Annotated in this window: 33 protein-coding genes and 1 pseudogene; 11 read left to right on the forward strand and 23 right to left on the reverse strand. The window is 33.6% G+C overall.

The window, feature by feature from the left end; translation table 11 throughout:
• Nucleotides 1-11 precede the first annotated feature (11 nt).
• The 3 genes from C568_RS0102265 to C568_RS0102275 all read right to left on the reverse strand — a co-directional run bounded on the left by C568_RS0102265 (nucleotide 12) and on the right by C568_RS0102275 (nucleotide 3,311).
• The gene (locus C568_RS0102265) at nucleotides 12-722 is read right to left on the reverse strand and encodes a polymer-forming cytoskeletal protein (RefSeq protein ID WP_006095093.1); all 711 of its coding nucleotides are present in this window, start codon (nucleotides 720-722) and stop codon (nucleotides 12-14) included.
• A 13-nt stretch (nucleotides 723-735) separates the two neighbouring features.
• Entirely contained in the window at nucleotides 736-1,359 is a 624-nt protein-coding gene (locus C568_RS0102270; protein WP_018780667.1) for a YhbD family protein, read from the reverse strand.
• Nucleotides 1,360-1,520: 161 nt separating this feature from the next.
• On the reverse strand, nucleotides 1,521-3,311 hold the full coding sequence (locus C568_RS0102275; protein ID WP_006095094.1) for an SgrR family transcriptional regulator: 1,791 nt from the start codon (nucleotides 3,309-3,311) through the stop codon (nucleotides 1,521-1,523).
• A 48-nt stretch (nucleotides 3,312-3,359) separates the two neighbouring features.
• Here C568_RS0102275 and C568_RS0102280 point away from each other — a divergent pair, with 48 nt between their 5' ends.
• Nucleotides 3,360-4,565, forward strand: coding sequence for an MDR family MFS transporter (locus C568_RS0102280; RefSeq protein WP_018780669.1), 1,206 nt, complete (start codon nucleotides 3,360-3,362; stop codon nucleotides 4,563-4,565).
• Nucleotides 4,566-4,763: 198 nt separating this feature from the next.
• Complete coding sequence (locus C568_RS0102285) at nucleotides 4,764-5,126, forward strand: hypothetical protein (RefSeq protein WP_018780670.1); 363 nt, start codon at nucleotides 4,764-4,766, stop codon at nucleotides 5,124-5,126.
• A gap of 246 nt (nucleotides 5,127-5,372) precedes the next feature.
• On the opposite strand, the gene C568_RS0102295 is transcribed toward C568_RS0102285, so the two are convergent.
• From C568_RS0102295 to C568_RS0102345, 10 genes and pseudogenes are all read right to left on the reverse strand, one after another.
• On the reverse strand, nucleotides 5,373-5,768 hold the full coding sequence (locus C568_RS0102295; protein ID WP_003197987.1) for a hypothetical protein: 396 nt from the start codon (nucleotides 5,766-5,768) through the stop codon (nucleotides 5,373-5,375).
• A gap of 95 nt (nucleotides 5,769-5,863) precedes the next feature.
• Nucleotides 5,864-6,112 (reverse strand): GlsB/YeaQ/YmgE family stress response membrane protein, encoded by a 249-nt coding sequence (locus C568_RS0102300; RefSeq protein ID WP_003197984.1) that lies wholly within the window; start codon nucleotides 6,110-6,112, stop codon nucleotides 5,864-5,866.
• 207 nt (nucleotides 6,113-6,319) lie between these two features.
• A pseudogene (locus C568_RS35130) lies at nucleotides 6,320-7,042 on the reverse strand (nucleoside hydrolase); the annotation flags it as partial.
• A 243-nt stretch (nucleotides 7,043-7,285) separates the two neighbouring features.
• Nucleotides 7,286-8,011, reverse strand: coding sequence for an ABC transporter permease (locus C568_RS0102315; protein ID WP_018780671.1), 726 nt, complete (start codon nucleotides 8,009-8,011; stop codon nucleotides 7,286-7,288).
• Nucleotides 8,008-8,736 carry an ABC transporter ATP-binding protein gene (locus tag C568_RS0102320; RefSeq protein ID WP_006095099.1) on the reverse strand — a complete coding sequence of 243 codons (729 nt, stop codon included), beginning with the start codon at nucleotides 8,734-8,736 and terminating at the stop codon, nucleotides 8,008-8,010. Before C568_RS0102320 ends, C568_RS0102315 begins: the two co-directional genes overlap by 4 nt.
• Nucleotides 8,736-9,206 carry a DUF3021 domain-containing protein gene (locus C568_RS0102325; RefSeq protein WP_018780672.1) on the reverse strand — a complete coding sequence of 157 codons (471 nt, stop codon included), beginning with the start codon at nucleotides 9,204-9,206 and terminating at the stop codon, nucleotides 8,736-8,738. Before C568_RS0102325 ends, C568_RS0102320 begins: the two co-directional genes overlap by 1 nt.
• 12 nt (nucleotides 9,207-9,218) lie before the next feature.
• On the reverse strand, nucleotides 9,219-9,659 hold the full coding sequence (locus C568_RS0102330; protein WP_003198186.1) for a LytTR family DNA-binding domain-containing protein: 441 nt from the start codon (nucleotides 9,657-9,659) through the stop codon (nucleotides 9,219-9,221).
• 422 nt (nucleotides 9,660-10,081) lie between these two features.
• On the reverse strand, nucleotides 10,082-10,273 hold the full coding sequence (locus C568_RS0102335; RefSeq protein ID WP_003198184.1) for a YvzF family protein: 192 nt from the start codon (nucleotides 10,271-10,273) through the stop codon (nucleotides 10,082-10,084).
• A gap of 69 nt (nucleotides 10,274-10,342) precedes the next feature.
• On the reverse strand, nucleotides 10,343-11,128 hold the full coding sequence (locus tag C568_RS0102340) for a class I SAM-dependent methyltransferase (RefSeq protein WP_018780673.1): 786 nt from the start codon (nucleotides 11,126-11,128) through the stop codon (nucleotides 10,343-10,345).
• 70 nt (nucleotides 11,129-11,198) lie between these two features.
• Nucleotides 11,199-11,786, reverse strand: coding sequence for a hypothetical protein (locus C568_RS0102345; protein WP_018780674.1), 588 nt, complete (start codon nucleotides 11,784-11,786; stop codon nucleotides 11,199-11,201).
• Between the two features lie 231 nt (nucleotides 11,787-12,017).
• On the opposite strand from C568_RS0102345, the gene C568_RS0102350 reads away from it, so the two are divergent.
• Complete coding sequence (locus C568_RS0102350) at nucleotides 12,018-13,220, forward strand: MFS transporter (RefSeq protein WP_016115179.1); 1,203 nt, start codon at nucleotides 12,018-12,020, stop codon at nucleotides 13,218-13,220.
• A 32-nt stretch (nucleotides 13,221-13,252) separates the two neighbouring features.
• Here C568_RS0102350 and pduL read toward each other — a convergent pair whose 3' ends face one another.
• The gene (gene pduL / locus C568_RS0102355) at nucleotides 13,253-13,822 is read right to left on the reverse strand and encodes a phosphate propanoyltransferase (RefSeq protein ID WP_018780675.1); all 570 of its coding nucleotides are present in this window, start codon (nucleotides 13,820-13,822) and stop codon (nucleotides 13,253-13,255) included.
• Between the two features lie 182 nt (nucleotides 13,823-14,004).
• Between pduL and C568_RS0102360 the strand changes: the two genes are divergently transcribed.
• From C568_RS0102360 to coaW, 3 genes are all read left to right on the forward strand, one after another.
• A complete protein-coding gene (locus C568_RS0102360) occupies nucleotides 14,005-15,204 on the forward strand; it encodes an LL-diaminopimelate aminotransferase (RefSeq protein ID WP_018780676.1) in 1,200 nt (399 codons plus the stop codon).
• Nucleotides 15,205-15,276: 72 nt separating this feature from the next.
• Nucleotides 15,277-15,684 carry a 3-hydroxyacyl-ACP dehydratase FabZ family protein gene (locus tag C568_RS0102365; RefSeq protein WP_006095105.1) on the forward strand — a complete coding sequence of 136 codons (408 nt, stop codon included), beginning with the start codon at nucleotides 15,277-15,279 and terminating at the stop codon, nucleotides 15,682-15,684.
• 52 nt (nucleotides 15,685-15,736) lie between these two features.
• Nucleotides 15,737-16,558 (forward strand): type II pantothenate kinase, encoded by an 822-nt coding sequence (gene coaW / locus C568_RS0102370; protein WP_018780677.1) that lies wholly within the window; start codon nucleotides 15,737-15,739, stop codon nucleotides 16,556-16,558.
• 98 nt (nucleotides 16,559-16,656) lie between these two features.
• Here the strand turns inward: coaW and C568_RS0102375 are convergent, their stop codons facing one another.
• From C568_RS0102375 to C568_RS0102405, 7 genes are all read right to left on the reverse strand, one after another.
• Nucleotides 16,657-16,962, reverse strand: coding sequence for a hypothetical protein (locus C568_RS0102375; RefSeq protein WP_018780678.1), 306 nt, complete (start codon nucleotides 16,960-16,962; stop codon nucleotides 16,657-16,659).
• A gap of 64 nt (nucleotides 16,963-17,026) precedes the next feature.
• Nucleotides 17,027-19,375: an RNA polymerase recycling motor HelD gene (gene helD, locus C568_RS0102380; protein WP_018780679.1), complete on the reverse strand. Its 2,349-nt coding sequence runs from the start codon at nucleotides 19,373-19,375 to the stop codon at nucleotides 17,027-17,029.
• 211 nt (nucleotides 19,376-19,586) lie between these two features.
• Complete coding sequence (locus C568_RS31695; RefSeq protein WP_029426844.1) at nucleotides 19,587-20,057, reverse strand: 2'-5' RNA ligase family protein; 471 nt, start codon at nucleotides 20,055-20,057, stop codon at nucleotides 19,587-19,589.
• A 74-nt stretch (nucleotides 20,058-20,131) separates the two neighbouring features.
• On the reverse strand, nucleotides 20,132-20,599 hold the full coding sequence (locus C568_RS0102390) for a CcdC family protein (protein WP_018780681.1): 468 nt from the start codon (nucleotides 20,597-20,599) through the stop codon (nucleotides 20,132-20,134).
• A gap of 51 nt (nucleotides 20,600-20,650) precedes the next feature.
• Nucleotides 20,651-21,310 (reverse strand): DUF4052 family protein, encoded by a 660-nt coding sequence (locus C568_RS0102395; protein WP_033794338.1) that lies wholly within the window; start codon nucleotides 21,308-21,310, stop codon nucleotides 20,651-20,653.
• Nucleotides 21,311-21,312: 2 nt separating this feature from the next.
• Entirely contained in the window at nucleotides 21,313-22,188 is an 876-nt protein-coding gene (locus C568_RS0102400) for an ABC transporter ATP-binding protein (RefSeq protein WP_018780683.1), read from the reverse strand.
• Complete coding sequence (locus C568_RS0102405; RefSeq protein ID WP_006095115.1) at nucleotides 22,185-22,562, reverse strand: GntR family transcriptional regulator; 378 nt, start codon at nucleotides 22,560-22,562, stop codon at nucleotides 22,185-22,187. Before C568_RS0102405 ends, C568_RS0102400 begins: the two co-directional genes overlap by 4 nt.
• A 645-nt stretch (nucleotides 22,563-23,207) precedes the next feature.
• Between C568_RS0102405 and C568_RS0102410 the strand changes: the two genes are divergently transcribed.
• Genes C568_RS0102410 through C568_RS0102430 form a run of 5 tightly spaced genes read left to right on the forward strand, consistent with a single transcriptional unit; the run spans nucleotide 23,208 to nucleotide 24,031 of the window.
• Nucleotides 23,208-23,348: a YrzI family small protein gene (locus C568_RS0102410; RefSeq protein WP_016115192.1), complete on the forward strand. Its 141-nt coding sequence runs from the start codon at nucleotides 23,208-23,210 to the stop codon at nucleotides 23,346-23,348.
• Nucleotides 23,349-23,375: 27 nt separating this feature from the next.
• On the forward strand, nucleotides 23,376-23,519 hold the full coding sequence (locus C568_RS0102415; RefSeq protein WP_003198152.1) for a YrzI family small protein: 144 nt from the start codon (nucleotides 23,376-23,378) through the stop codon (nucleotides 23,517-23,519).
• Nucleotides 23,520-23,549: 30 nt separating this feature from the next.
• On the forward strand, nucleotides 23,550-23,693 hold the full coding sequence (locus C568_RS0102420) for a YrzI family small protein (protein ID WP_006095116.1): 144 nt from the start codon (nucleotides 23,550-23,552) through the stop codon (nucleotides 23,691-23,693).
• 29 nt (nucleotides 23,694-23,722) lie between these two features.
• Nucleotides 23,723-23,863 carry a YrzI family small protein gene (locus tag C568_RS0102425; RefSeq protein WP_006095117.1) on the forward strand — a complete coding sequence of 47 codons (141 nt, stop codon included), beginning with the start codon at nucleotides 23,723-23,725 and terminating at the stop codon, nucleotides 23,861-23,863.
• 27 nt (nucleotides 23,864-23,890) lie between these two features.
• Nucleotides 23,891-24,031, forward strand: a complete 141-nt coding sequence (locus C568_RS0102430) for a YrzI family small protein (RefSeq protein WP_006095118.1) — start codon at nucleotides 23,891-23,893, stop codon at nucleotides 24,029-24,031.
• Between the two features lie 277 nt (nucleotides 24,032-24,308).
• Here C568_RS0102430 and C568_RS35135 read toward each other — a convergent pair whose 3' ends face one another.
• The gene (locus tag C568_RS35135) at nucleotides 24,309-24,554 is read right to left on the reverse strand and encodes a hypothetical protein (RefSeq protein ID WP_006095119.1); all 246 of its coding nucleotides are present in this window, start codon (nucleotides 24,552-24,554) and stop codon (nucleotides 24,309-24,311) included.
• A 202-nt stretch (nucleotides 24,555-24,756) separates the two neighbouring features.
• Entirely contained in the window at nucleotides 24,757-25,842 is a 1,086-nt protein-coding gene (locus C568_RS0102435) for an AI-2E family transporter (RefSeq protein WP_018780684.1), read from the reverse strand.
• Nucleotides 25,843-25,947 lie beyond the last annotated feature (105 nt).

Here is a 25,947-nt window from a genome sequence, read left to right on the forward strand (position 1 = left end):
CTATAAAAAAATTAAACTTGCTGAATTTCTTTTACTTTTGCATTTTTATCGACATGAAGAACTCCCGTATATTCTATAAGTCCAATCTCACAATTCGGCCCCACTGTAACATTGTTACCTCTTACAGTTTTAATTTGCACGTAATCAATATCAATATTGTCACCTTCTAACAATTCAGCTTCTAAATGTGATCCAAACACCGTTTTAAAAAGCCCACTAAATGCTGTTGGTCTGTGTCTTACTTTAATTGTTTGACCACCTATTTCTTTTACTCTACATGTACCATGAATATCGATGTCAATTTCATCTGCGCTTAGTAAGCCACCAATTGTGAATTGCCCTTCTGACGAAAAGATATCTACTTCACAATTACCGTCAATAGTCGCTTGCCCACGGATTTTAAGCTCTTCTCCTGTCAAAGTACCACCAATTGTTCCTTTTCCAGCAATCTTTAAATTGTTAGCCTTTACATCTTTTGTAATCGTTGCTTTTCCATCAATTCGCATATTTTCAGTGCTTACTGTACCGTCAACTTTACCGGATCCACTAATTTTTGTGTTCTCGCTTTTTAAATCACCATTTACACTACCTGACCCATTACATTCAAATTCATCACAGTCAATATTTCCATTAACAGTTCCTTTTCCATTTAACTGTACTTTATGGAACTCTCCACCATTTGAAGAACCATAGCCATTTATAATTAATTTTTCTGTATGCATTATTTCTCCTCCACTACAATAGTTTTGATTTTAATGCTTCTGTATATTGCATGATTGTTAAACGTACGACTATCTTCGTACCTTTTTCAAAAAATAGATCTTCCACATTTGAAACTAAGAGACATGTAGCAATACCTAGTTTTCGAACCACAACTAATTCACTATTCTTTTGTTTCATGATTTCATAGTGCTCATGCAGCACTTGCAGTATCATCTTACCTTCTTCTAAACTAATTTCTCCAGATTGCAGTAATTCTTCTAAAATGTATACATAGAGAATATCAACAAATTGAAATTCTACCGGTTTATTCGTTTGTTCTATAAAAAACTGCACAACCGGTTCGGAGGCAATACCCTTTCGTATCATGTCTTCTTTCGTTAAAGAAACCTCTGTTACACTTGGTGAAAACATATTCGCTAATTCATCTAGAGACAAATCCTCTTTCATTGTTTGAATTTTATCAATACGTTCTAATATCTTTTCTTTCGGAAAAAATGTTTCTTGCCCTGTAAAAGTTGATTTTCTTACAAACCAATCTTCTGGTATTAAATTCTTTCTTTTCCACCTATATAGCTGTCCGTATGAAATACCAGTCAGTTCTAATAAATCCTTTTTTGAAATTAAATCCGTACTCAACTGTATAACACTCCTTCCTGATAACAGTGTAACATAACACTGTTACACTGTAAATGGGTGTTTATAAAAAATGTGCGAAACAACGTTCAAAATCAAAATGTACTTCCATACAAAAAGGCCCTTTTGATTTTTCAAAAGAACCTTTATTAAATGCTTATATATTAAGGTTTAAACCATATATTATAAAAATCAATCCAACCTTGAGCGTTGATGATTATATTTTGTACTTTTTCATGTGTACGTATGTGTTGTTTATTACGATATAAAGGAACAATATGAATATTACGTAACAATGTGTCCTCTATATCGCGTAACAGTGTAATTCGCTTTTCAAAATTAGGTTCAATAAAATATGAATGTAATTGCTCATTAAAATCCAGAGAGCTATGCTGATAAATAAAACTATTTTTTGAAAGAAACATATATAGAAAACTGCTTTCTGTTTGCTCGCTAATGGTAGCACTATCATGAATGATATCTGCTTGCTTTATCATTTGAACCTGTAATAATTCCTGTGTATCAAGAAAAGCTATTTCAATTACAATTCCATATTTGGCACATTCTTTTTGAATCCAATATGAATCTTCTACATGATCTTGTCCTTTAAATGTGTATAAATTTAATATTTCATTATTATACTTACTATTTTGAACCAAGATTTGAATATCCTCTTTTATTCTTGGCATAAAAAAATTCGTCAATAATAATTCCCCTGCTACCTCGCCACGCTCTCCCTCTAACTCACCTATTATTTTGCTGCTATGAATAATTTTATACAACGCTTTGCGAAATGTAATATCTTGCATAGGTCCTTGTTTCTCAGTGTTTAACGTTATATATGTTACATTGGATTCCAGTATAGAAAGTTCCTTATGATACTTTTCTAATTCTTTATGTTGCGCCTTTACGAAAACATCATATGTATCAATACTTTGTGGCACATTCCATAATTCAATCCGATCGAGAAAGGGTCGTTCACGAAAATACAAATCATGAGCTTCTAATACAAAAATAGACTCATTATTTTCACACAGTTTAAACGGTCCTGTTCCAATTAATTTGTCTTCCTCATCTTCCATTACAATAGAACACTGTTCTGAGCTTAAAGCATGTAATAACAATTGATTTTCCGTATGCAAGTGCATTTCTACAATATATTCATTTACAATACGAACACTTTCAACATGTTGAAGCATCCATGAATACGGATTATCCTCTTTATTCATAAACCTACCAAATGTATATACAACATCATGAGCTGTAAATCGTTTTCCATTATGAAATCGAACCCCCTTTCGTAAATAAAAAGTCCATAGTTTTAGATTGTCATTATATTCCCAATGAAAAGCGAGTCTCGGTTCTATTGTATTTGTGCTCTCATTAACATAAATAAGCGTGTCATATAGATGTTTTACCATATGACACTCCGAACGCATTGTAGCATATACAGGATCTAAAGAAATTTTCAGGTTCATTTCAACTTGTAAACGCAGTACATCTTGTCTTCCTCGAGAAGTCATTTCAATTTGATAACCAAATATCGAATCTATCCAAGCTTGGAATTGTTTTTCTAATATGGGGAAATATGAGCTATATTGCTCAACAAATGCTTTTCCACCCTTTACATCCCCTTGTTTCGTTATTTCTTTCCCCTGTTCTAAAATTAAAGAAATAGGATTTTTTTGAAACGATAACTTTGATCGATTCCCTCTTCCGCGTCCTGGAAACCAACAAATCCACGCTAACTCTTCTAATTTTTTTATAATAAATTTACTATTACGATCCGTACAAAACAATGTTTCCGATATATTTTGTAATGATATTTCTATTTTTTCTTCCTCTGTTCTCCCTTTTCCATACTGGACCCACAGCTGTATGTACTGCTCCAAAATAACCATACTTTTCCCCCTAAAAGATGAAAAATCTCCTTCTTTCATTCTACCCTTTTTCATTTCTTGCTTCTATCTTAAGATTTCTATATAGAAAGGGGGAAATGAAGAATGAATCATCTTATAAAACGCTATAATAAACCAATCCGGATTCGATTATTAGGTGAGTTGTTAACTAGAACAACTGAGGCCATGTTAGCAATTATTTTTATTGTCCATGTCAATAAAGCACTAGAAGGTAATGTGATTATGACAATGCTTCTGTTTGGATTGCAGCCACTTTCTGATATTGTGTTCACAATCATTGCTGGAGGTGTAACAGATCGCTACGGTAGAAAGAAAATTATGTTACTCGGATTATTCGTGCAAGCAATTGCAATAGGCGGATTTGTTTTTGCTGAATCAGTCCTATTCTTTGCTTTGTTATATGTAATGAACGGTATTGGCCGCTCCTTATATATTCCTGCTCAGCGTGCACAAATTGCCGATTTAACTGAACAAAAACAACAAGCTGAAATATTCGCTGTTCTTCAAACAGTAGGAGCTATCGGTGCTGTGATTGGTCCATTCATCGGTGCCTTTTTTTACAATAGTCACCCTGAATACTTATTTGTCATTCAAGCTGTAACTCTCCTGCTGTATGCCATTCTCGTTTGGACACAACTGCCAGAAACAGCTCCAATCATTCAAACTAATGAAAAATCAGCACAAGTAACAACACGTACACAGTTTATTTTTAAGCATTATGCTATATTTGGACTCATGATATCTACTCTTCCGATTAGCTTTTTCTATGCCCAAACTGAAACAAATTATCGTGTATTCGCAGAAGATATCTTTCCAAATTTCTTATTTGTTCTCGCATTTATCTCGACTTGTAAAGCTGTAATGGAAATCATCCTGCAAGTTGGTCTTGTCAAATGGTCTGAACGATTTTCAATGCCTAAAATAATTGTAATTTCATATATTTGTTATACATTCGCTGCTATTGGTTATGGTTATTCTACAACATTATGGTCACTCTTCTTCACATTGCTTTTCCTGACAATTGGTGAAAGTATTGCTTTAAATCACTTACTACGATTTGTTTCCAGAATAGCACCAAGTCACAAGCGGGGATTATATTTTTCTATCTACGGCATACACTGGGATATTTCTCGAACGTGCGGTCCTGCTATAGGTGCAGTTATATTAAGTCATGTAAACGGCAGTACCCTATTTTATATTTGTGCCTGCTTATTAATAATTGGTGGAATCATTCAAACTTATTTTGTATATTCAGTAGAGCGTAATAAATCAAAAGAGCTGTTCTTATAACAGAACAGCTCTTTTTCTTATATCAACTACCCTGCCATATTATTAACACTGTCCTCTGTGGAAAACTCTACATGTATATATTCTTTATTCATAATTTCTTCCTTAAAACATATCCCATTTATTTGTTATACTGAATAGATAATAGGAAAATTTTACTGGGTTTGATAACCATTTTATTCACTTTAAAGGAGAGGTATAATGAATAAAGCTATCGACATACAATATCTGTGTCATTTAATATATCAAACATTTTCAATTCCTGTTCATTTTTTATCTACAAATAATGATATCTTATATGAATTTATTTCTAACGATAGTTGTAGTCCTTTTTATTCCTCTAAGAAAGAACAACTAAATGACCTTTATCAAAAAAATGATCCCTATAACTTTCCACTCATCAAGATCAATCGTTATCTAGAAAATTTTGTTTTAATTCACATAGTAGATCATGAATACATGGAAGGAACTCTTATCATTGGCCCTTCTGCATACCCACGTTTATCAGAAGATATGGTTATTGAACTCATGAATGAATTTGCACACAATTGCAATAAAGGCTGACTTCTAGTGCACTCTTTCACTCGGTTATGTTGGATAATTTTTATCTTTTACAAGTAAAAAGCTTCACTTTTCAAATGTCCGAAGAAACTTTTTCATGGTATGGATGCTCCTTTGAGCAGATATCCTCCTTCTCTACTAATAAATTGTTATTTTTTTAGATTTCTGCTAACAATTTGTATAACCATTTTTGTGAAATTTATCCAAAATAAAAAAGCCGCCCTATTAAAGGCAGCTTTAGCTATGTATTTATACTTCAATACTTTTTCCATCTTCAACGATGTGGTAAAGTAAATGAGCTAAATGATGAATTGGACCATATTCTTCCTCTTCTTCATCTGTTTCACCTTGGAATTCAAGGTCATTTAAGTAAAGTGCTAAAAATTGATAGAATAATTTCAAATCAAATCCGTAGCAAGCACTTGGCTCTTCATGATCTCCTTCATATTGCAACATTAAGTATTGTTCATTGCCTTCTGCATCTTCTGCATCAAAGAATACAAAGAAACCAACATTTGTATCTAGATCAAATAGATGACGAGTACCGTTTTCTGTTACTTTATTGAAGTCCTCTTCACTTAACTTATGTACTGTTGTTGCTTTTGCATTGTCTTCTTGATGAAAGTTTACTGTAAATGATTTCAATGCTTACACCTCCTGATTGTATAACAGTAGCATAACAGATTAGGACAAATAATACAAAAATGGATCGCTGACAATTTTCAGCGATCCACCTAATTTCATTTTCGCATTGCACGCAGTAATAAGCTGACAATAAAAATTAAAACAATGGCACCAATTAATGCTGGAATAATTGCATACCCTCCGATAACCGGTCCAAACGTACCCAATAACAATGTTCCAAGCCAAGAACCGATTATCCCAGCAATAATATTTCCAATCACACCACCAGGTACATCTTTACCAACGATTAAACTTGCTAGCCATCCTAAAATACCACCAACAATTAAAGACCATATAAATGCCATATCACTATACCTCCTTAATTTTACAAAACAAAAATAATTCCTATAAATTATTGCTTACCATTAGTTATGCTACTATTTTTGATAAGTTATACCTTAAATGCCACGTATAGCTTTTTATACAATTGAATTAGTACAGTTTTGTATCCATTCAAAATAAATTATTTTTCCAAACCATATTATTCCTCGATGATCTCATAGCCTTATTCCCTAAGAACAATCTGGTTTCAACATTGTTCTCATAAATTTTTTTAAAACGTTTGATAGTTAAAATCAATGGCCATTCTTTGTACAGACCGATTATCAAATCTTATGGGTTCAGCAATCTTTCTAAAATCAGCTACACTTTGTCCTCGAGTTTCGTCATTTGTTGTACTTATCCATACAGCAGACTTTTTATATTCAAAGATATTATCATTCATTAATGAAATAAACGGTAATAAATCATGAATGGGACTTCTACCAATTCCACGGTATTCTTTTTTATAAAAGTTCTCATAATAAAAATCAATCATTGGCTTAATTAGTTTTGCTAGCCCTGTTCCCTTTTCATTAATAATGTTTCCATTTCAGGAGTAATAAGTGCCTGCTGCGTTACATTTAACGGATAAACACTAACATTCTTGGCATATTTCATGACAATATTAGTTGCAATTGGATCTCCATAAAGTGAACCTTTAATCAGTGGGGATTTTCTTCATCCCCCTCTGATTATTAGTTGAACGAATCGGGCTTTTATGGGCAGTTGGTTCCCCACCTAACTTCTTTGCTTTCGCTGAACTTTGAGGTGGGGGTCTTACTGCCCGTTAATGCGGGGTAAAAGTTAGCTTCTGAAACAGGAGTAACATTACCTGGAAATAAAAATGCGCCACCCATTATATAATAAGCGCATACTTGGTCCATTACATCTGGATACAAAAGAAATAATATTGCATGTTTTATCGGCATAAATTAAAGCAACTGCATCATCGATACCCAAATCTCCAAAAAAGATTTTTTATTAACTCCTCTCACCCTCCTCATCATTTTCTACTATTATTATTATGCGAAAAAGACAAGGCGGTGAAACAGTATCAAATAAAAAAACCGCCTATTTACTGGCGGTTATATGGAGATAATAAAATTGTTTATATTTTATTCAACTATCGTGTATTTTTCACTATGAATACAATTTATTTACCTTTTCATTTTCCTCTTAAAGCCCAAAACAGCGATTACGAAGATAATGATTATATAACCAACTACCCATAATAAAGGTACAACAAGATCACCATATTCACCAGATAAAGCAAATCGTGTAGCATCAACCGCATGAGCAAATGGCAATGCATAACCGACTGTTTTAAACGTACCACCAATCATATCTAACTTAAACCAAGTGCCACTTAACCATGTTGTAAGATTAACAAAAATCGCAAAAATCCCACCAACTTGCTTATCCGTAAAATACGTACCAAGTAGTAGACCAAATCCAATATAAAGCATTGCAATGATAATGAGTAGAATAGTGGCACCTAATACATTCGCATTAAATGATAGACCTAAGAAGAATGCTGAAATAAAGCAAATAACAATTTGAAGAATGGCAACCGGTAATAGTGGAAGAGCGTACCCAGTAATATAATCAGAGGCAGACATAGGGGAAGCAAAAATCCGCATTAAAAATGAACTGCTTTTATCCTTACCAATCAGCATCCCTGAAAATAACGTAATAAAAGAAAAACTGAAAACGATTACACCTGGCGTTAAGTTTTCTATATGATAAAGGTCCAAAGGCATATTTTTCTGCATGATTGAAAAAAGACACATAATAATAACCGGAAGCACAATCCCAAAAAGAAGCGTCAGAGGATCTCGTAAAATCTCCTTACGATTACGTGAAGCAAATGCTAAATATCTCATAGTCCGCCTCCCTCTTCAGTTAGTGTAAGGAAAATATCTTCTAAAGAAGATTGTCCCGTATTTTCTTTTAACTCATCAATCGTTCCAAGTGCATGCAATTTACCACCATGCATAATACCGACGCGATCAGCAAGTGCTTCTACTTCTTCTAGATAGTGCGTCGTTAAAATAATCGTGATTTTACCCTTTAATTCAAGTAGAGTCTTCCACAGATCATGTCTAGCACGAATATCAAGTCCTAGTGTTGGCTCATCTAAAAAAATGATTTGGGGAGACGAAATAAGTGCCATCGCAATGCTTAGCCGGCGCTGCAACCCACCTGATAATGTTTTTGCTTTATTTTTTGCTCGCTCCGAAAGTCCAAACTTTGTCATCATTTCCACCGCTTTTTGCTTAGCCTCTTGCTTATTGCTTCCATAGATACTCGAGATGAATTCTAAATTTCCCTTTACAGAAAGATTCGGAGCTACCGCAGTTTCTTGCGGAGAAATGTTTATTTTTTGTTTTACTGCCGTAGGGTTTTTGATGATACTATCTCCTAACATCAGTGCATCGCCACTTGTAGGTGTAAGTAAGCAACTAAGCATTTTAATCGTTGTTGTTTTTCCAGCAGCATTTTGCCCTAAAAGTGCGAAGAATTCTCCCTTCTTAATCGTCAGTGAAAGATTGTCAACAGCTGTGCGCTCTTTAAATTTTTTCGTTAGATTTTTTATAATTATGGCCATTATTCATCACTTCTCCCTTCAAATTGCCTTGATTGAATCGCAGCATTAATTTTTTTTATATCATTCTTTGAAATCATGTATTGAATAGCCCATGTGATGACATACGTACCTAAAAAACCAATCAAAAAAATCAGTGTGCCTATAGATGTTTTGGGCATCCACAGTAGCGTTACAATCGGCCCCCATACTAGTGCTGTTATACAAAAATGAACGATGTACTGTTTTAGTAGACTCCACTTCACTATGTCAAAAACAAGCGAACTTGTAGCGAATGTGACCCCAATCAGCCCTGTTAACAGTATTTGTACCGTGACAGCTGACATCTTACTAACAAATAAAGAGCGAAACTGTTCCACAACTGGCATATATTCTCCTTGACCTAATGGGAGCGAAATAAGGAGTTGTACGATTTGTCCAATAATCACACCGATAACAAAACCACCAACAACTCGACTAATTATATTTTTCAAGATATTTTCACCTCATATTCCGAACAGTTTCTTAATTTTTGAAACATAGCGTCGAGAAGCATACGTTTTGATATTCCCTGTTAATGACACGCCAATTGTTCCTGTCATACTAATATCCATATTCGTAATCATTTTAATGTTAACAATCTCTGAATTTGAAATACGAACAAAAAATTGACTATTTAATTTCTCTTCCAGTTCATATAACCTTGAGCGAACGGTATAAATACCAGCAGCGGTTTGGAGAAATACCTTCTGTTTCTCTGTATAGATTCTAACGATATCTTTACATTCAACAATTTCAACACCTCTTTCTGAAAATACAGCTAATGAATCCATATGAGTCTCCGATAGTCGCTTCATAATATCAGATATCTCATCTGTCATTTTATCCGTTAGAATGATAATTTTCGGCTCTTTATAAGATGGATCAATCGACACTTCAAACTTCACTTCACCACTTCCCTTTCACTCGCTCTAAATATAAAAGCTATTTAAGTTACTGTAAATGGATTTTCGATAACCGGTTGTTTTCACACGATAACTGGTCAAAAAACAAATATAACAATTAGATACTCCAGGAACATATTCTTTCTTTACAATAAATAGGCACACAAAACAGATCTTCTGTGTGCTGATTCAACTTATGTATTTCTAAATAAAAATCAATTTATTAAATTATTTTTTCATATAGATGTATAGCTAATATAGGAAGGAACGAAATATTCAAAATACTTTTTCATTAAAAAGTTCTCCCCTATTAATTAAATAACTTTTTACATTTCTATTATACATGAATAGAAAAAACGACACTGTATTTTGTGTCGTTTCGGCTCTCTATCATTAAACAATTTTATTGTTTTTAAAGGACTTTATTATTTGTGAACAGCATTTTCCATCTTTTTATACGACAAATATGCTAATACATTCTTACTTGTATCATATTTAGGATTGTTTCCTTTTTTCGGCTCTCTAACATGTGTCTTTTCAAACCCAGGAATTTCAGGCATTTTCTCCAAAAATTCAACAATCTCTTTTTCCGTTCCCTCAACGCGTACACGAATCATTGTTATTACTCCTCAATTCTCTATTTCTCTGTACTAAGTATAGCGTACTGAGAAAAGACTGCAAGAAAATTATCTTTTTAGCGTTGAACTTTTATGACATACAAACAGTGCCATCTCCGTATAAAATGATTCTACTTTATTATTGTTAAATTGTATGTTGAAGAACTCCTTCATTTCATTTGACGTTTTCATCATACAATCCGTTAACTTGGAGCGTGTTGGCGATGGGACATCCATCATGTTACACCACCAATCAAAATTAAATTGTTTTTCAAATGTGAAACATGATTGCATTTGTAAACCTTGCTTTTCTAATAATGAAATCCACTCTGTTTTTCTAAGCGCTCTCCTGTGACTTGGATCTCGCTTTTTCTCAATAAAATTATAAAATGTATCATATTCTAGGTTTTCTGGGGAGACATTATCAATTAATATAAATAACCCGTTCTCTTCTAACTTTCGATGTACTTCAAAAATAAATTGAGAAGGGTTTGAAAAATGATGCGCTGCAATGCGACAAATAATCGTATCAAACGATTGATTAGAAAATGGTAAATCCTCTGCATTTCCTACTACAAATGATACATTTTCATGTCCGTTTGTCTGGATAAATGCTTTCGCTTTTTCTAACATTTTTTCTGTTAAATCGAGCGCAACAACCTCTTTAAATATCGGGGCTAATAAATTAGCAACATGACCGCCACCTGTAGCGATATCAAGAAGACGAATATTTTTACGATTTTTTACTTGTTGAACGACATACTGTAAATCTGGTCCTTTTGCATGAATTTGACTATTCACATACTTTTCAGCATTACTACCAAATTGTGTTTTCACAAGTTCTTCGTTACTCATTTCAATCATCTTCTTTCTACATATATTTACATATTCTTTTTCAGCAAGAATATATAAATATCCTCTTTATTCAATGAACTAAGCACTCTATTTCCTTCCGATTTTCTTCTTGTTTTATATATTTACATACATTTATACCATATGCTTGTACAATGAAGGGAAGTGACAATACAAATAGTTCTTTTAACACATTCTCTTCGTATTCATCAACCCAATCCTTTGTTTCTGTACAATAATTAAAAATCAACGTATAGAAACTTCCGCATTCAATTTCTATTTTACCTACACCTATTTCTCTTAATAGCTCTTTACATAATAACGAATGTCCATCAATAAAGCGTGGAAAGTAATAAGCATAAATCATTTCACGACACTTCTCCCTAATCATTTCCTCAAATTTAATATAGTATATTCTACTTTCAAAATAGAACGCTCCCCTTGTTTTCCCACTATACTCGCGTAAAAAATCTCCAATTGTATCATACGTATAGCCTTCATGCGTTTGATTCATATGTACTAAAATACCACTAGAGTTCACCATATATTTTGGGACTGATATGTAATAATAGACAATCCAAAAACAAAGCTTTGCTATTATTTCCTCTTCCTGCTTCTCTAAAAACTGGTCGAACAATTTTTTGAAAAATTGTTGAATCATAAGTATCCCTCCCTCGTACATTTTAAATTTATTCCAATTTATTTTCTAATATGTAAATTTGATTTTTCAGCTCTATAAAAGCAAAGTTTTATCCAAATCAAAAAGATTGAACTTTCATTATCAAACACGTAATATAGACTCTGACTCTAAAAAATAATGATTCAAATGTATGAATGAAGAGGAGGATTTATATACGATTTTTCCTATTTTATAAGACTGAGAGGTTTTGTTATGTGGCGTAATAAAAATGTCTGGATTGTTCTAATCGGTGAGTTTATCGCTGGGCTTGGTTTGTGGCTTGGGATTCTTGGCAATCTAGAATTTATGCAGAAGTATGTACCTTCTGATTTTATGAAGTCGGTTATTTTATTTATTGGATTATTAGCCGGTGTTCTTGTTGGTCCGATGGCTGGTCGTGTTATCGATCAATACGAAAAAAAGAAAGTCCTTCTTTATGCTGGTTTCGGCCGTGTTATCAGTGTTATTTTTATGTTCTTCGCTATTCAATATGAAAGTATCGCCTTTATGATTGCCTTTATGATTGCCCTTCAAATTTCAGCGGCTTTTTATTTCCCTGCATTGCAGTCTGTTATTCCGCTTATTGTTCGTGAACATGAACTATTACAGATGAATGGTGTCCATATGAATATCGGAACAATCGCTCGTATTGCTGGAACCTCACTAGGTGGTGTTCTTCTTGTCGTTATGAGTTTACAGTACATGTACGCGTTCTCAATGGCAGCATACGCTTTATTATTCCTTTCGACCTTTTTCCTACAATTTGAAGATCAAAAATCAAATACATCAAGTAAAAAAGCAGCAAAAGATAATAGCTTTATGGAAGTATTTCGGATTTTAAGAGGAATCCCAGTTGCATTTCGGGCACTTATTTTAAGTATTATTCCCCTTTTATTCATCGCTGGTTTCAATTTAATGGTTATTAACATTAGCGAAATGCAACATGATCCGACAATTAAAGGGTTTATTTATACCATTGAAGGTGTGGCTTTTATGTTAGGAGCTTTCGTAATTAAGCGTTTATCTGATCATTTCCCACCTGATAAATTACTTTATTTCTTCGCCTTCTGTACTGCTTTTGCGCATCTCTCATTGTTCTTTAGTGATGTGAAATGGATGGCACTTGTATCATTTGGTCTATTTGGATTTAGCGTTGGCTGTTTCTTCCCTATCATGTCAACAATTTTCCAAACAAAAGTTGAAAAAAGTTATCATGGACGTCTTTTCTCATTCCGTAATATGTTTGAAAGGGTAATGTTCCAAATTGTCTTACTTGGAACTGGATTCTTCTTAGACACAATTGGGTTACGATATATGGTTCTTATTTTTGGCGCTATTTCATTATTAATTATTTTCATGTCGTTATCAAAGCACAAGCAGGCAAGTAAAAACACTTCCCAAGTATCGAACATGTAAAATCCATCTCCAAATTGAGATGGATTTTTCTCTTATTGTAAGAGATGACCTAAGTCTCCTGTTGTTATATTCCCACTATTTGCTTCATCTGTATCAATATGCATATCTAAGGCGTATGTATCTTTTACACGAATTAACACTTGATTAAAAATCAATCCTCTGTTTCCTTCTACTTTCACACTTGCATATTGTCCATCTTTCACTTGAAATTTTTCAGCATCTTGAGGTGTCATATGGATATGGCGCTCAGCGATGATTACACCTTTTTCAATTTTTAAAGAACCCTTTGGACCAATAAGAGTAATCCCTGGTGTTCCATCAATATTGCCTGATGCTCGAATCGGAGCATCCACTCCTAATTTACGTGCATCTGTTTTTGAAATTTCAACCTGTGTAAACTTTCGAATAGGACCAAGGATACGGACTTTTGGGATTTCCGCCTTTTCAGTCTTAATCGTTACTGTTTCTTTCGCTGCAAACTCTCCTGGTTGTGAAAGTTCTTTTGCAACCAGGAGCTCATATCCTTCCCCGAAAAGTTTTTCTAAATCTTCGCTTGTCAGATGGACATGCCGATTTGATACACCAATTGGAATTTGTTTCACCTTTAACACCTCTTCATTATGTGGTAGTATTCATACTCTTTAGCCTTCCCTTCTTTTTCTTTTTACACAACTGCGTTTTGAATTCTGACTCAAAAGTGATAAAATATAATTATGTGTTTTCAGAATAATAAAAGAATATAAAATTCAGAAAATGAAAGCACAGTTTTTTAGGAGGGGTTTTGATGACTTATACGTTAGCAACTAGAATGAAAGCATTTCAATCTTCTATATTCAGTGAATTAGCAGCTTATAAAAAGGAAAAAATTGCAGCAGGTCACAAAATGATTGATTTGAGTATCGGCAATCCAGATATGCCTCCTGCTGATATTGTAAGAGAAGCTATGGTACATACAGCAAATGAAAAAGAAAGTTACGGTTATACTTTAACAGGTATTCAAGAATTTCATGAGTCAGTAACTGAATATTACGATAACAATCACAATGTTAAATTAGATCCAAACAATGAAGTTTTATTATTAATGGGTTCCCAAGATGGACTCGTTCACTTGCCTATGATTTTTGCAAATCCAGGTGATCTTATTTTAGTACCTGATCCTGGATATACAGCATATGAGACGGGTATTCAAATGGCAGGTGCAAAGCCTTACTTCATGCCTTTAAAGAAGGAAAATGATTTTTTACCTAATTTACAAGACGTTCCTGAGGAAATTGCTAAACAAGCAAAAATGATGATATTAAACTTCCCTGGAAATCCAGTTCCGGCAATGGCTCATGAAGATTTCTTCAAAGAGGTCATTGCATTCGCAAAACAGCACAATATCATTGTGGTACATGATTTCGCCTATGCAGAATTTTATTACGATGGAAAGAAACCAATCAGTTTCTTATCTGTTCCTGGCGCCAAAGAAGTTGGTGTTGAAATTAATTCCCTATCCAAAAGCTATAGCTTAGCTGGTAGCCGTATTGGTTATATGATTGGAAATGAAGAAATTGTAGGTGCACTAGCGCAATTTAAATCAAACACAGACTACGGCGTGTTCTTGCCAATTCAAAAGGCCGCATCAGTTGCCTTACGTAAAGGGGCCGATTTCTGCGCCAAAAATCGGATTATCTACCAAGAACGTAGAGATACTTTAGTTGATGGATTTGCTTCTTTCGGATGGCATGTTGATAGACCAGCTGGTAGTATGTTTGTTTGGGCTGAAATCCCAAAAGGCTGGACCTCATTAGACTTTACCTATGCACTAATGGATCGTGCGCATGTTGTTGTAACCCCTGGTCATGCTTTTGGACCACATGGTGAAGGATTCGTTCGTATCGCACTTGTCCAAGATAAAGAAGTGTTACAACAAGTTGTTGAAAATATTGAAAATAGCGGTATTTTCTCTCCCGAAAAAGCAGATGCATTAGTCAATAATTAATTACAAATCCCCTGCTTATTTTTAGCAGGGGCTATTATTTTCCCATTTAAGGATTAAAGATCGGAGACCTTTATGAATATCAAAAATATTAACGATACACTTCCTCATCGCTACCCATTTTTAATGATTGATAGAATCACAGAAATTGAAAATGAAAAATCCGTAAAAGGATATAAATTAATCACAAGTAACGAATGGTTTATAAATCCGAATCAAAACAGCATGCCACACATGCTAATTGTAGAGGCCCTTGCACAGCTTGGAGCATTTGTAGGAACAAGTGAGTCTACCGGATTAGGATTCCTCTCCTCATTAGACGGTGTAACATTTAATGGCACTGCTATACCTGGTGACAAGCTAGATTTACAATATGAAGTTCTGCGGAATAAACGAGGATTTGTTCTCGGGAAAGGAATTGCTTCTGTAAATGGTAAACCCATTGTTATAGTTGAAAAGTTATTAGTTTACATTACTTCATAAAGAGTGAATGATAGATGTTCATTATTATTACACAATGATAAGGAGTACAAAAATGAAGAGCACCGTCGGTATTGATGCTGGAGGAACACTAACAAAAATTGCTTATTTTAATGAAGAAAATGAATTGCATTTTAAAAAATTTTACTCTCATGAACAAAACAAAATTCAAGAGTGGTTAAATAAAAATAAGTATATAAATAGATTGTCTCTGACTGGTGGTAAAGCTGAACAGTTACAAACATTATTTTCTGCAACATACACTATAGAGTATGTTGCAGAATTCGATGCCACACTTGCAGGCGTTCACTATCTTATTAACAACGGAAATTATTCCATAAACAACTTTGTTTTAACAAATATCGGTACAGGAACATCCATTCATTATGTCCATAATAAAAATTATATTCGTGCTGGAGGAACTGGTATTGGTGGAGGCACTATCATGGGCTTGTCGAAACTATTAGCGAATATAGATGGTTTTGAAGAAGTAATCCAGCAGACAAAACTAGGTTCTAGGCAGAATCTCGATATAACAGTTGGAGATATTTATAGCGGGATTCTATCTCCTATTGATAGTAATTTAACAGCTAGTAATTTCGGAAAAGCTGCTATGAGTGAAGCGGATTATAACAACCCCGATTTACTCGCTACCCTTCAAGGTCTTGTTGGTGAAGTAGTTACTGCATTAAGCCTTCAATTTGCAGAAGCAAAAGATATTGATCATATCGTTTATATTGGATCTACACTATCAAATAATACACATCTACAAGAAATTATAGGTAGTTATACTTTGTATCAAAATAAAAAACCTATCTTCTTAGAAGATCACGGTTTTAGCGGGGCTATTGGTGCTTTATTGAGTGCGGTAAAATAAATATATTACAAAGAAAAGAGCCTCTGTGAAAGAGAAAACATGAGTCAAAATTTCACATAATAAAAAAGCTGGTTTTTAGACCAGCTTTTTTATTTGAACTATAGCTCTACATATCCTTTTTCTCCACCAAGATATTGAAAACGATTTACACCAAACGCTTGCGCTACATATCCTCTCATCGCTTCAAACCCTTCACCAAAATAAGGAATAGGGTTTTTCAAAAACGAGATTGTTTTTTCCCCATCATAAATTTTAGCTTTTATTATATCTTTGTCTGAATGAAACGATATATATATTCCCTTATAATAATATTCATAATATCCCTCTTCATCCTGTTCACTCTTGTCTTCAAAAGGTATACATTCCATTTTATAAGTATCCCCATTAATATTTATTAATTCCATGTAATCCGCCCCTTTAAGGAAAACTTAGGTACATTAACATGTAACAACCTCTTTTATTCCGCTTCTATATTTTCTTGTAACAATACGTTTTTGGAGAAACAGACTGTAAAAATTCATTCATCTCCCCTACAGAATAAATATATAACTCATGCATCGCACGCGTACAAGCGGTATAAAATAACTTACGTTCACTTTCTCGGCTGTATTTTTTCTCTGATGCATCGTAGATAATGACCGCATCAAACTCTACCCCTTTCGATAAATACGATGGGATAATCAAAATACCTTCATCAAACGAACTCGTTTCTTTCTTAATGAGGCGAACTGGTAATGATGTTTGTAGGGCATAGTACGCTTCTTCGCTTTCTTCCGCTGTTTTACAAATAACCGCGATTGTTCTGTGACCACTTTGCTTCAAGTGTTCGATTTGGTCCACAATCTTTTTATGATGAGCTTCTCCTTCTTTCACTTCTGTTATAATCGGTTGTTTTCCTTCACGCTGAAACGGTTCAATTTCATCACCGTCAATTAACTGCTTCGTAAATTCAATAATTTGCTTTGTAGAGCGATAACTACGTGTAAGAACAATTTTTCCACTTAGTTCTTCCCCATACAAGGTACTTAACTGTGAAAATTCATTCTCTGACGCATGTTCATAAATGGTCTGATTAAAATCGCCTAGTATCGTCATTTTTGTATGAGGGAATATTCGTTTTAAAAATGCATATTGAAATGCAGAATAATCCTGCGCTTCATCAATAAATATGTGCTGCACAGATGTATTTTTTTGTAATTCTTCTAGTTGGTCTTTCATGTATAAATAAGGCGTTGCATCTTCATACGCCATATAAAAACCTTGCATTTTTTCTATTGTTTCTCCGCATATTTCATCCCATTTTTGTGGTAATTTATATTCTTCTACAAGTTGCTTAGCAAACTCGGGATCTTTAAATAACTGTATATAGAGTGCTGATGTATGAATAAATTGTAATTTTTTCACACGTCTTCGGAGCGGTTTAAAATATTTTTTCACAACAATAGCTGCTAACATATTTTGTTCACGTTCAAAATCATCAAACGTACCATCGGAATATTCTTGTCTTTTCTGTAATTTCCGATGAACTTTTGCGTATGTTTCTTTATCTAATAACTGTACTTCTTCTTCCACCCAAAGTTTTTTCCTCTCTATTTTTTCTTGCTCCTTCAGCTCCTTTAACAACCACTCAGAAATTAACTTTATTCGATTCGGAATCCGTATTGAAGGATCAAATTTATAAAATTGTTCTTTTATTTGTTCTTTAGAGATTAATACTTCCCCTCTAAATTTTATATCTTTAAATAACATACCTTCTCGTTTTAAATAAGATACATACTGATCTACTACTTCAATAAAATCAGAACTTGCTTTATATCTAATCCCTTCTAATCGTGTTTTATAACTCTTTTCTTCCATTCTTGTCAGTACATATTCCATTTGTGTAAATGGATCTTCTAATTCAAATTTCTTATCAATATGACGCTCTAAGTATTCTTGGAATGTCGTTTGCTTCATATTGTCTTCACCAAGTTCCGGCAATACTGTAGATACATAGCTATTAAACATCGAGTTTGGAGAAAAGAGAACGATTTGATCGGCGTGTAATGTCTCTCGATAACGATATAATAAATATGCAACGCGCTGAAGAGCTGCCGATGTTTTACCGCTTCCTGCAGCTCCTTGAACAACAAGTAAACGACTCTTTTCATTCCGGATAATTTGGTTTTGTTCCTTTTGAATTGTTGAAACAATGCTTTTCATTTGTGTATTGGCGTTATTTCCTAATACTTCTTGTAACAATTTATCGCCAATCGTCACTCCTGTATCAAACATACTTACAATTCGACCATTCCGAATAACATATTGCCTTTTTAATGTCATCTCACCCGAAATCGTATCATTAGGTGCTTCGTATTTAGCTCTTCCTACAGAATAGTCATAATACAAACTTGATATAGGGGCTCGCCAGTCATACACAAGAAATTGTTCTGTCTGTTCATCGTAGAATGAGTGAATACCAAGATAAATAGCATCCTCACTTTTTTCACCGTCTTCTAAAAAATCTACCCTTCCAAAGTATGGTGATTGCTGTAATCTTTGTAATCCTTTTAGTTGATTGTAAGCATGGCGGTGACTTTGCTCTCGTTCAGATAATAACTCTGCTTGTTGTTTGATACTTGCTGCCGTTTCGATAGCCTCTTCTGTATTATCAACATTCACAGTTACATCGTCCCAAAAATGTTTTCGAATCTGGACAACATCTTTTGTTGCTGCACTTGTATATTGCTCTAATGTATCAATATGTTTTTCAATCTTTCCAACTACTTCTTTCACACGATGTTGTTCCTGTTTCCACTCTTGACCTGTTTTCCCCATATTGCCACTCCTTATCAACTAATCGTTCTGATGCTCATTGTTTGATGCTATAACAAATTCAATAAAAAGTTTGACAAACAAGCATTTAATTTGTTATAATTAAATTGGGTAATTATTGAGTTTTCGAAAAAATAAACGATGAGCGTTTTTCCATTTTAACACATATATATGAAAAATCAATAAAAAGGAGATACAAATTTGTATCTCCTTTTTATTTTGGAAGTTCCACTTCAAATTCTATTATTGATTCTCCGTCTTCTCCAATACGTTCAACACTTACTTTTTCAATTATACATTGCAATCGCGTGCTTAATTTCAGCATCTTCTCTGCGATTTTTATTGCCCGTTGTTCATTTTCTTTTCGTCCAACTGTAACGTGTGGTATATAAGGTATATCACTTCGCAAAAATTCCGTCAAAGGCCCTTTGTATAACTCATCATGTAACTCCCTTACCTGTTCCCTTCCCTTTTCAACATGTAAGAACAAGTACTCACCTTCATGACTTATTCGATCAATAAGCTCAATTTCTATTGGATGAATCCCTTGCAATTTCCGGGCTATATGCGCTCTTAGTTCATCATTAGAAAGTGCACTTTCAAAAGGAAACACAAGTGTAATATGTGGTTGAATGAATCCAAATAAAGGATCGTGCTTTTTTCTAATTGCTTCAATTTCATCTATTTGCGCCTAACCTAGAAAAAGTAAAATAGTACGCACTCTCCACCCTCCCTCCAACGAAACAAAAAAACTCAGCTCTATGAAACTGCACAAAAAACTTTTCTAAACTTCATATAACAAGCAATTCTCCATGGAACTATATAAGAAATCGCAACAACATAAAACAATAACCCTATCGTTTGCTGATCCAAATCAATTATATATTGCCTAGAAACGTACCTTAAAATTACAATCCCAATAAAAGTAATGAGAAAAGCTACACTTTTCTTCGTATAGACATTCCCATCTTCTCTTCTCTCATAATTTGTAAGTATAATAAGTGGAATCGCGAAAAGAATTCCAAATAACATCGCAAAGCCAATGTATACTGCAGCCGGATGAATAGGACCAAAAAACATTAAAATTCCTGGTGATAAAAAAAGCAATGGTAATAAAATTCGCTTACCATTTCCCTTTATCGGTCTATGCATAGAGCGATAACGCCGCCATAAAATCAATAATGCAATACATAAAAACATCGTTATTAACGAAGATGTATCTCCCATATGTTTGCCTTCTCTCCTAAAATATTTTATCTAACACTGCTATACAATTTATTAAACCGTTTGTTCTAAAGAAATTTTTCGAATACATATGCCACTAATCACAAAGTAAAACACAATTAGCCCACTGGAAATGATTATGAACGAAGGTATATTCATCAAAACTTCAGTTTTTGTAAGGGTCAATTTTAGTCCACTGTCATAACATACGCTTGTTAAGCCTATAAAAAAGATTGAACCAACTCCACATCCAATCCAGTTAAATCTCTGCTGAAAAATAACAATTCCTTGAAAAAGACTCGCTATAGTAACATAAAGTAAAAACTGTACAAAAAACTGCTCAATTGAACCTCCTATCAAACTAGCACTTTCCACACGATAAAATAAGTCCTGTAAGAAAACCATTTGAAACAGTGAAAAAAGCGCTGATTGTAAAGCAATATAACAAACTGATCCAATGAAAAACTGTAACCTTGTTGTCCCAAACGAAACAGCTAAGCGAAATACATCTAGCTGTATAAAGAAAGTGCTCACTACAATAAAAAATATAATGGCAATAGAAGGATTGTTGAAAACATCTTGTAAAAAGCCAACTCGTATATCTTTTATATCTATTAAACTCGTTGAACCTTTTATGATTAACGCTACAATCCAAAATATTAAAATAGCTTTATAATGATAATTAATGTGTAATTTCAACTGATTCATTAGCATCTTCACTTTACGTCACCATCCGTTATATAAATAAATAATTTCTGAAGCGACACTCCCTCAATTTCTAACTCTTCACTTTCAAGATATTTATAGTCTTCTTTAGAAAGCTCTCCCCATATAACACCAATCCTTTTATTTCCAAACAATTCTCGGTATACAACATTTTTATTTATCATAAATTCATCCACTTTATCTTTTCGCCCTGATATGTAATGGCCTTGCTGTAATAAATCTTCAACTGCTGATTGAACAACTACTTCTCCTTCTTTCAAAATCAGCACATCTTCTACAACATGCGCTACCTCTTCTACTAAATGCGTTGATAAAATAATTGTTCGGGGATGATTGCCATAGTCTTCTAACAACATACTGTAAAATAATTCTCGGTGCGCTGCATCCAAACCGGTAGTCGGCTCATCAAAAATGGTAATAGGTGCCCTACTTGCTAATCCTTTAATGATTCCGACAACAGTCTGCATGCCATGTGATAATTTATCGTACTTTTGGTTTACATCTATTTGAAACTTTACTGCAAGTTCCTCCGCAAACTTCTGATCCCAATTTTTATAAAACATGTTACATAACTTAAAAATTTCTTTCACTTTATAATTCGAATAAATCTCTTCTTTCACTTTTACAAAACAAATATTTTGTAATGCATGACTATTTTCATACACATTTTCATTAAATATTGATACACTACCTTTACTTGAAACGATTTGTCCAGTAAGAAGGTGAAGTAGCGTTGTTTTCCCCGCTCCATTTCTACCAAGCAAACCATATATCTTATGCTCTTCCAATGAAAAGGTTAATCCATTTATAGCCATCTTTTTCTTATATTGTTTTGTCAATTCTTCAGTTTTCACTACAATTGTCATTCTTTTCCCTCCTTTGTAACCATTTGAATCATTTTGATTAGCTCTTCTTTAGAGATTTCAAGTACCTCCGCTTCCTTCCACACTTTAGGCAAAAATTCATTCCTAAAAGCACTTTGTCGCTTCTTTAGTACCACTTCCTTCGCTCCCTTTGCAACAAACATCCCAATCCCTCTCTTTTTATATAAAATACCTTCATCGACTAACAAATTTACTCCTTTCGCCGCTGTCGCCGGATTGATTTGCAGCAATTTTGCAAATTGATTTGTTGACGGAACCTTTTCTTCTTCAAGCAGTATTCCCTTTAAAATATCCGACTCAATGGTTTCTGCAATTTGTATGTATATTAACTTATTTTGTTCAAGAGATTGTTTCATACCTTCCCCCTTAGGTTCATAGGTTCATTACTTATGCAATTAACCATATCACAAGAATATATTTCCATTCAATATTTTTCCATAATTTTTTCGCAAAAAAGAAGTATCATACCTTAAAGAATGATACTTCTTTATAAAACCGTTGTATTTTCTATACTGAACCTCAAGTTCTTTTCATTCAAACCATTTTGACAAAAATCAAACTTCTTTCCCTTTAATAATTTTGTTCGATCTACTACCTGTCCTAGATGATAACTTGTATGCTCAATACCTTATCAAAACTTCCTTTCAAAACATACGCATTTTAATCAAAATTAAAAATTTTCATTTTTTATGTTTACAATTATCCATTAATTGTATATACTTACTAACGTAAGAAAAAAATTCTAAAAGGAGGTCGAATAAAATGATGAAATTACAATTACATGTTGCATCTATTTTACAATTAAATATGAATTCGACCACCCTAATGGAGAATTGAAAATCGTTCGGTATTTTCTTTAATTAGCAAATTCGCCACAGGAGGTCGTATACTTTCCTGTGGCTTTTTCATGCCTGTCACAGGAGAATTATATCTTCCTGTGGCTTTTTTGTGCGATTTTTTAATCTCTAACACTATTTCTTTTCGGAAGGAGCAAATATTCAATGACTTTTCACGTACTTTTTTTCAGTATTACAATCCAACGAAAGCAATTATCTGAAGTTGAAATGTTACACGATCAACACATTCAAAAGACTATGAATGACATAAAGGAGCGTCAATGTCCTTACAGTAGTCACCTGTAATTCCTTTACGAAAGGAGGAATTCATTTATGACGATTCATATTTTCTTTTTTACGTTTGCTCTTCAGAAAAAATCTTTATCTGAAACTGAGATTTTACGTAAACAACAATTAAAAGCGATTACGGACGAAGTAAAAGATCGCAAGAGTTCTTATTATAATCAAATGTATTAAAAATTAATTTATAAAAGGAGCAATCTTCTGATGAAATTTCGAGTATTCTTTTTAACCATTACTGTTCACAAAAGTAAAGTCTCTGAAACTGAAATTTTACAAGAACAGCAAATCAAAAAAATGATGGATGAAGTGAAAGAACGTCAAGTTTCTTATTACAACGATATGTACTAAAAATTTATATAAAAAGGAGCAATCACCTTATGAAATTCCAAGTTTTCTTTTTAACTATTACAATTCACAAAAACAAATTTTCCGAGTTCGAAATGTTACACGATCAACACATTCAAAATGCTATGGATGAAGTGAAAGAACGTCAAGTCCCTTATTGTAGTCACCTATAATTCCTTTACGAAAGGAGGAATTCATTTATGAAATTTCATGTTTTCTTTTTAACGATTAGCATTCAAAAGATGCGGTTATCTGAAGCTGAAATTGTGCAAGAACAGCAATATAAAAAGATTATGGATGACATTCGAGATCGTAGAAGCAAATATTATACACATCTATAATGATGCGATTTAAATCTTATGAGAGGAGAGGATTAAGATGTTAATGGCGCGTTGTAAAGAAATGATTTGGATTATTGAGAGGGATTCCACATAGTCCAATGTATGATATTTTAAAAGGCTATTTTTTTCAAATAAACACGAAAAAATCACACAATAAAAACGCCTAATTTCCATTTAAAACTAGGTGTTTTTATTGTGATACCTAAAGTTAACTTTCATCCTCATTTATAACAAGGTAGTAATTTTCTCTAGTATTCCCACGTCTTCAAGTAATCTTTTAAATCATGCGGATGAACTTTCGCACAGCCCCCACCCCAATGCGGGTATATACTTGTGCAATTCCCTCTTCTATTAATCTTGAGTTTTCAACCTTCAAATCGTTCAATTGCGAAAATGCCGTAAATAACGTCTCTGTGTCTAGATTATTTGGTGAGGAACAAAATGCGTATGTAAAATCATAAAATAATGACCCCACCATCGGCGAAGGATCAATAATTCCATTCAACACTTCATGATGAAACAAAAAATTATGAATACTGGCGTCATCATGTAGAAAATATTTTTCTTCTTGATCTTCCCATTTTGATCAGGAATGAACAAAAGCTATCACTTTCTCATAGTCTTCTTTTGGTAATACGCCACTCGTGATACCTCCCCTCTATAAAATCAAAAAAGATACATCGCTTAACAAGCAATGTATCCTTCTTGATTCATATGAATTCTTTTTATTTCCGATTATTTCTTTTCATCTTAAATAATCTCACCAAGTTTGAAACAACTGTTTTTGTCACAGCGTAAGCTGGTACTGCTAAAATCATCCCAACAATACCCGCGAAATTACCTACACCAAGAATTAACACAATAATTGTTAAAGGATGGATATTTAATTTCGAACTCATAATACGCGGTGAAATGATGTTACTCTCAAATTGTTGTACAATTGTTACGATAACAATTACCCAGAATGCTTGCATTGGAGATACAAATAATCCAACAATTACAGCTGGTGCTGCCCCAATAAAAGGTCCTAAATTCGGGATAATATTTGTAAATGCCGCTATAATACCTAAAACAAAAGCATATGGCAAATCCATGATGACATATCCGATAAATGTAAATGCACCGACGAATAAACAAACGAGCGCTTGCCCCTGAATATAGGCAGACAACGTTTCACCTGTTTCTTTTATAATACGAAGTCCTTCTTCACGATACGATTCTGGTAAAAAACTAACAGCTTTTCCTGGAAATGCATGACCATCTTTAAACATGTAAAACAAGATAAATGGTACTGTAAATACGACTAATGCAACGTTTGTAATAATACCGAATAAAGCCGTTGCACTCGACGTTATTGTATTGGGTATCTCTTTTAAATACTCAATTGCGTTTTTTTCAATCGTTTCAATTGATACATAATCTTGTGTAGCCAGCCATTCAAATAGCCTATGATGAGATAATTCTTGTATGTATACTTTCCCCTCTTTAATATATGTTGGCATGTTTTTCACTAGGTCCATTAGCTGCTGTGAAATCGTTGGAACGACTACACCAATTGCAACTGCTGCCAGTGTAATGATAAAAACATATAACAACAATATCGCTAAACTTCTAGGAACTTTTTTCGCCTCTAAAAACACTAACACTGGATTAAAGATGAAATATAAAAACATAGCGATTAAAATCGGGAAAAATAAAGTGGAAATGAATATGCCAATCGGTTGAAATAAAAATGATATTTTTGTGCAAATAAATATAATTCCTACAACCATTAGCACTTCTAATGTCCAAAAGTGCACTTTCGATTTCAAAAAAACGTCCTCCTTTAAACTAGCACTTCCCTATATTGTATCAAAACATCCATGAATTTTACATGCTATTTTCACCTTCAATGTTCCAAAATGCGAATAAATACA

The sequence above is a fragment of the Bacillus sp. 95MFCvi2.1 genome (genome assembly GCF_000374965.1).
GTDB lineage: Bacteria > Bacillota > Bacilli > Bacillales > Bacillaceae_G > Bacillus_A > Bacillus_A pseudomycoides.

What these genes read in the sequence shown, in the direction of transcription:
- C568_RS0102350 (WP_016115179.1), top strand. Translation starts at nt 12,018, where the DNA reads ATGTGGCGTAATAAAAATGTCTGGATTGTTCTAATCGGTGAGTTTATC.
- C568_RS0102400 (WP_018780683.1), bottom strand. Translation starts at nt 22,188, where the DNA reads ATGACAATTGTAGTGAAAACTGAAGAATTGACAAAACAATATAAGAAA.
- coaW (WP_018780677.1), top strand. Translation starts at nt 15,737, where the DNA reads ATGAAGAGCACCGTCGGTATTGATGCTGGAGGAACACTAACAAAAATT.
- C568_RS0102405 (WP_006095115.1), bottom strand. Translation starts at nt 22,562, where the DNA reads ATGAAACAATCTCTTGAACAAAATAAGTTAATATACATACAAATTGCA.
- helD (WP_018780679.1), bottom strand. Translation starts at nt 19,375, where the DNA reads ATGGGGAAAACAGGTCAAGAGTGGAAACAGGAACAACATCGTGTGAAA.
- C568_RS0102375 (WP_018780678.1), bottom strand. Translation starts at nt 16,962, where the DNA reads ATGGAATTAATAAATATTAATGGGGATACTTATAAAATGGAATGTATA.
- C568_RS0102425 (WP_006095117.1), top strand. Translation starts at nt 23,723, where the DNA reads ATGAAATTCCAAGTTTTCTTTTTAACTATTACAATTCACAAAAACAAA.
- C568_RS0102320 (WP_006095099.1), bottom strand. Translation starts at nt 8,736, where the DNA reads ATGGCCATAATTATAAAAAATCTAACGAAAAAATTTAAAGAGCGCACA.
- C568_RS0102275 (WP_006095094.1), bottom strand. Translation starts at nt 3,311, where the DNA reads ATGAAAAAGGGTAGAATGAAAGAAGGAGATTTTTCATCTTTTAGGGGG.
- C568_RS0102410 (WP_016115192.1), top strand. Translation starts at nt 23,208, where the DNA reads ATGACTTTTCACGTACTTTTTTTCAGTATTACAATCCAACGAAAGCAA.
- C568_RS0102340 (WP_018780673.1), bottom strand. Translation starts at nt 11,128, where the DNA reads ATGAGTAACGAAGAACTTGTGAAAACACAATTTGGTAGTAATGCTGAA.
- C568_RS0102280 (WP_018780669.1), top strand. Translation starts at nt 3,360, where the DNA reads ATGAATCATCTTATAAAACGCTATAATAAACCAATCCGGATTCGATTA.
- C568_RS0102365 (WP_006095105.1), top strand. Translation starts at nt 15,277, where the DNA reads ATGAATATCAAAAATATTAACGATACACTTCCTCATCGCTACCCATTT.
- C568_RS0102335 (WP_003198184.1), bottom strand. Translation starts at nt 10,273, where the DNA reads ATGATTCGTGTACGCGTTGAGGGAACGGAAAAAGAGATTGTTGAATTT.
- C568_RS0102345 (WP_018780674.1), bottom strand. Translation starts at nt 11,786, where the DNA reads ATGATTCAACAATTTTTCAAAAAATTGTTCGACCAGTTTTTAGAGAAG.
- C568_RS0102395 (WP_033794338.1), bottom strand. Translation starts at nt 21,310, where the DNA reads ATGCTAATGAATCAGTTGAAATTACACATTAATTATCATTATAAAGCT.
- C568_RS0102390 (WP_018780681.1), bottom strand. Translation starts at nt 20,599, where the DNA reads ATGGGAGATACATCTTCGTTAATAACGATGTTTTTATGTATTGCATTA.
- C568_RS0102430 (WP_006095118.1), top strand. Translation starts at nt 23,891, where the DNA reads ATGAAATTTCATGTTTTCTTTTTAACGATTAGCATTCAAAAGATGCGG.
- C568_RS0102360 (WP_018780676.1), top strand. Translation starts at nt 14,005, where the DNA reads ATGACTTATACGTTAGCAACTAGAATGAAAGCATTTCAATCTTCTATA.
- C568_RS0102315 (WP_018780671.1), bottom strand. Translation starts at nt 8,011, where the DNA reads ATGAGATATTTAGCATTTGCTTCACGTAATCGTAAGGAGATTTTACGA.
- C568_RS0102265 (WP_006095093.1), bottom strand. Translation starts at nt 722, where the DNA reads ATGCATACAGAAAAATTAATTATAAATGGCTATGGTTCTTCAAATGGT.
- C568_RS0102420 (WP_006095116.1), top strand. Translation starts at nt 23,550, where the DNA reads ATGAAATTTCGAGTATTCTTTTTAACCATTACTGTTCACAAAAGTAAA.
- C568_RS0102300 (WP_003197984.1), bottom strand. Translation starts at nt 6,112, where the DNA reads ATGGCATTTATATGGTCTTTAATTGTTGGTGGTATTTTAGGATGGCTA.
- C568_RS0102415 (WP_003198152.1), top strand. Translation starts at nt 23,376, where the DNA reads ATGACGATTCATATTTTCTTTTTTACGTTTGCTCTTCAGAAAAAATCT.
- C568_RS0102285 (WP_018780670.1), top strand. Translation starts at nt 4,764, where the DNA reads ATGAATAAAGCTATCGACATACAATATCTGTGTCATTTAATATATCAA.